The 3,800-nt window shown below is 49.3% G+C and carries 3 protein-coding genes; 1 reads left to right on the plus strand and 2 read right to left on the minus strand.

Going from position 1 to position 3,800, the window contains the following annotated elements; all coding sequences use genetic code 11:
• Positions 1-1,029: 1,029 nt before the first annotated feature.
• Both ACOJWD_RS01630 and ACOJWD_RS01635 read right to left on the minus strand, forming a co-directional pair.
• Positions 1,030-1,608 (minus strand): ParA family protein, encoded by a 579-nt coding sequence (locus tag ACOJWD_RS01630; RefSeq protein ID WP_486991480.1) that lies wholly within the window; start codon positions 1,606-1,608, stop codon positions 1,030-1,032.
• Positions 1,609-1,739: 131 nt separating this feature from the next.
• Positions 1,740-1,871 carry a ParA family protein gene (locus tag ACOJWD_RS01635; RefSeq protein WP_486991481.1) on the minus strand — a complete coding sequence of 44 codons (132 nt, stop codon included), beginning with the start codon at positions 1,869-1,871 and terminating at the stop codon, positions 1,740-1,742.
• Positions 1,872-2,603: 732 nt separating this feature from the next.
• Here ACOJWD_RS01635 and ACOJWD_RS01640 point away from each other — a divergent pair.
• On the plus strand, positions 2,604-2,834 hold the full coding sequence (locus ACOJWD_RS01640) for a hypothetical protein (protein ID WP_486991482.1): 231 nt from the start codon (positions 2,604-2,606) through the stop codon (positions 2,832-2,834).
• Positions 2,835-3,800 lie beyond the last annotated feature (966 nt).

The following is a 3,800-nucleotide window of genomic DNA, read 5'->3' on the forward strand; positions in this document are numbered from 1 at the left end:
TCTCCATGACTCTGTTCAATCGTTGGTCGTTCTTGTACTTCATCTTGCGTGGCATGATGATATAGTTTTCAAGGACCGAGACTGTCTTGCGACAGCAAAATTTATTATACCTTGTCGAATCGTTACTGTCTAGTGGAATTTATTTACGTCGTAACTTCACACTCGACCTCAAAGCAACTTTGCTATTATGCACGTTTGATCGGGGTTATGCAACTAGTAAATCACAACAAATTGATATAAATTCAAATGTATTTTCGACGGCTTTCCCCGAACCTGTACCCCAGACGCTCCCACTTCAGTAACATAGACTCAACACGCTGCCAGCGGACCGCCTCTCTCCCTATGATAAATACGATCGGCACCGTTCCAATAGGCATCTCATCGCACCGATGAGTGTGATTTCCATACCATCTAGTGGCTCATGCCCATGACATGTCGACAACGTTCTCCGAAAAATCGCACCACCTAAAGCACTCGCCCTGGGACCCTTTTATGCAGAATCTCACAAGCGATACAACTTTTATTTATGAAGCGATGTGACGTGACCTCCCGGCCCGATAAGACATCTCTCTTGAACATCCGAAATCAGAACCTCAATTTGGCCCATCCCACCAAATTAACATCCCGTGGCCGACATCAATTAGGTCACTCTTTACGTTCGGATAGCGCTATGCATTTTGAAGGCGCCTTCCCAACGAATGGAGTCAAAGGCGAGCCTAATCAATCTGTAAACAAAATAAAAGGCTATGTGAAAACTCTGGTTGGATTTCCTCGTTTCTTGGCTCAATCTTCCGTTCTCAGCACGACCGACCCATGTGGAAATATGCGGTTCGTATTGACGGCATGCTCCCCTGCCGCTGGTTGGGAACCTCCGACGGCGGCCCCTACGAACCATGGTCAAGCGCAGACGCTACTACGCTATCGCCCCCGAATCCAGGTGATTAACTTCCTAACACTTAAATAAAAATCAAATCAACAGAAGTCCTATACCGTTCCGAGCTTTTCGGCCATCAACCTCGATCACTAACGCTACGGTTCCGGGAGAATAACAGGTACAGCGATGCCGCCGTAAAGCCCAACACTGAACCACCAACAAACGCAATGGTCCCCCATTGGATAACATGCCCCAAGATGTAACTCGCCACAGCACACTCTTCTAATTGCTCCAGAAGTACGAAGAATCGGGGACTCTTCAAAGCGCACACTCCGCGGAATCACGGTATCAAAGACGCGGATGTTCTGAGGACCGAAGACCCGACGCACTTCCTGCAACGCTTCTTGGTGATGGCTTGTGCGACGGTCGTAGCGCGTCGGCAACAGGCCTTCAATCCGCAGACTCGCATTCAATCGAGATTGCACAAGCCGCACGGTACGTAAGAGCAGTTGGAGGCGTCGGAGGGAGAGATAGTTAGTGGCCAATACCAGTACGCCGTCGGCCGCCACCAACGCATTGATGGTGAGAATGCCCAGTTGTGGCTGGCAATCAATCAGAATGGCGTCGTAGGCATCCCGTATGGGCGCCAACAAACGTAACAGAGCATATTCCCGAGCATATTGGGCATTCAAATCAATCTCAGCGGTCGCTAGATCTAAATTTACGGGAATCAAGTCCACGCCTTGCTAGTCAGCTAAAATAACGTCCTTCAGGTCCTTGTGGACCCCTTCCTCCGCCAAAACCATGGCCTCGTACAGCATAGGACCACGTAGCGCACCGGGATCTTGGCCGAGACTAATGGGAATCATCCCTGCAGGTCACTATCGATTAACAGAACACGTTGTCCTGCTTGAGCCAACGCGCCCCCGAGATTGGCCCCGGTGGTAATTTTCGCCACACCGCCTTTTTGATTCACAACAGCCATCACACGACTCATCGGGCTTTCACCACTGACAGTTGACCGTATACTGTTTTTCTTGAACTAAACACGCTGGACCAAAATGTCCCACAATGAGTGGAGTTGCCACATTGGGGTATGATTTAAAAAGCAGAAGTTACGCATATGAGAAAGGAGGAACCACAGTGGCAGAGCACGCCAAGAAGGCATGCCTGGCAAACCGTGATATCCAATTGACACGCGATTCAAAGGGACGCATTGTGGTTCGCAAGCCTTCTCAAAAGCCTCGCGCGCTCCATGTTTATCGTAACGTACCGTCGGTCGCTGCCAATCTCGGGGGGGGTCCCCGCGTCTTATCGAAATCTTAGCGGCCAAACACAACATCGAACTCAAGAGCGTTAAGGGGCGTACGGTAGTCAGCGACCAGGCGTGGTCGCAATGGCGGAGAGTACCTGAAATGCGAAACATGATTAGGATGGCACGTTTGACGGATATCGATTCATAGGAAAGGAATGCTGAGAAGCGGGCGTCTCGGTAGGTATCCGATATGGCAGAAACCCTCGTCTCAATTCGTGCCGTTTGTGACACGAATGCCCTTGTTTCATATCACATTCGAAACAACCTCTATTCCGCCGCACAATTAGAGCTGTTTACCCCTATCTGGTCTCCTTAGATTATTGGAGAATTATATCCTGTACTCACATGGAACTGGGCTAAAAAAAAGGGCTTTCAGAAGGCGAGCGACACAAATGCTCCGAAAGCTCCAAAAAAATGATGAAGTTGCTTGAACCATATTGGACCATGGTTTCCAGCGCTGTCCCCTGGCCTTATTGGGACAAAATTAAGGATCCTTGGGATCATCCTATTTTAGCCACAGCCGTTGCGGGAGAAGCCCAATACGTGATTACCGATGACAAAAGTGACTTCCCTTTGGGCGACGTCTACAAAGGGATCCAGTTCATTACTCCTTCGGTCTTTCTTTCGGACATTCTTCTGCTATAAATATTGCAATCAAAGGGGACAAGCTTCCGAATAGCAAAGCATGCCGGAAGCTTGGAAGTAATAAGAAGGAGAAATTCCATCATGGCAAACGAATCGTCGACTTTTGCGATGGTATCAGATGTACAGCAACGTTGGTGTGGAGCACTGTCCAGAATGTCACGAGACAAAGAATCAAATGGGTAAATTCAGACATTTTTTATGCAGCCAGTGTGGGGTCTTCAACTCGATCCGCACCTTGGAACGTTGCGCGTATTGCGGGCAGACGTGGTCATAACTTTCTCCAACGATGGTCGCCGCTTATACCACGTTGCCCATTTTAGCGTTCTTCAACCCTCGAGCAGTACACCAGCGTAATCTTTCCTCGTCTATCACCATGCCCCATTTCCTTGGCGAGGATGGCCCCCGCATCGCGAAATTCTACTCTCCTTAATTGTATGAAAGCATGCCAGAGAGACCGAAGCCGCGCGGCAAGCGGTACAATCGCGAGGCCTTTCTTTAGGGGTCCTTTTTGCTGACTGCCCCTCTTCACCCGACCTAACAAACTCCGCTATGGGGATTTTTTAGATTCCCACGCTATGGACCATATCACGCGACTTTCGAAATCGATACAAACTCCGCGCTCTATCTCGTAGAAAAGTTAGCCATCATGAGGGGAATACTGACATACCGCTCTGCCATGGCCTCCTATTTGGTCAATCCCTGATGAAAATAGAGGAAGAGGAATCTATGAGTGCCTATCTCGAGATGCGCGCAGCATGCAATACCTAGTCGATGGGTAAACTCTGTATAGTCGATTCGTTAGGTGGTAACGATAACAAAAAAAAGCCCCCATCGCGAGGGCACTTTGTACGATATTTTCTTAAAATAATATGGGTCGGCACGGCCTGATGATCCCAGTCCCCTGCGGGACCAGTAGTCTCAGCGTACGCGAGGGGGACGACCGTGTTCGGCATGGGAACGGGTCAA

The sequence above is a fragment of the Sulfobacillus sp. TH-112 genome (genome assembly GCF_057473405.1).